Genomic DNA, 631 nt, shown 5'->3' on the forward strand with positions numbered 1-631 from the left:
ACCGCCCGGAGGGCGTACCCGGCCTGTTCCGGGTCCGCCGGCTATCCCAGTGCCCGCAATCCCGGCACGAACGCCACCAGTACGGGGACCACCGGCACCAGGGCCGCCGCGGCCGTCAGCCGCAGCCGCCGTCCCGCCGTCAGCCGGTCCGGGGGAGTGAGCAGCCGGCGCACCCGGGCCGGGACGTTCGCCTGCGAGGCCGGGCAGGGTCCGAACACCCCCCGGTGCTCGTTGAGCTCCACCAGGGCGAGGGCCGTGGTCAGCCGGCCGAAGCGGCGGGAGGCGGTGTCGTCGGCGGCGAGTTCGACCAGCCGGTGCATCTCGTCGCGGAACGCGGCGAACACCGGCACCTGCGGGAACCCGTCGGCCAGCGCGGAGGAGCAGTGCAGCAGCCAGTCGTGCCGGGCCTGCGCGTGCCCGCGTTCGTGCGCGAGGACGGCGTCCAGCTGCCGGCCCTTCAGCCGGCGCAAGGCGGCCGTGGTGACGACCAGTTGGGGCGGGGTGCCGGGCAGCCACCAGGCGTCGGGCCGCTCTCCCTCCAGGACCACCAGCCGCTCGGAGCCCGGTTCCTCCCCGGGCAGCAACGGGGCCCGCAGCCGCAGTTCGGCCCGCCGCGCCCGGCGCCGGGCGC

At 77.3% G+C, this 631-nt stretch carries 1 protein-coding gene; it reads right to left on the minus strand.

Annotated features, from left to right (window positions below; translation table 11 throughout):
* Nucleotides 1-41: 41 nt before the first annotated feature.
* Nucleotides 42-631: M56 family metallopeptidase (locus tag B7L92_RS35000; protein ID WP_143626431.1), on the minus strand; the 590-nt coding region annotated here is incomplete at its 5' end.

Source organism: Streptomyces viridosporus (assembly GCF_002078235.1).
Lineage (GTDB): Bacteria > Actinomycetota > Actinomycetes > Streptomycetales > Streptomycetaceae > Streptomyces > Streptomyces viridosporus.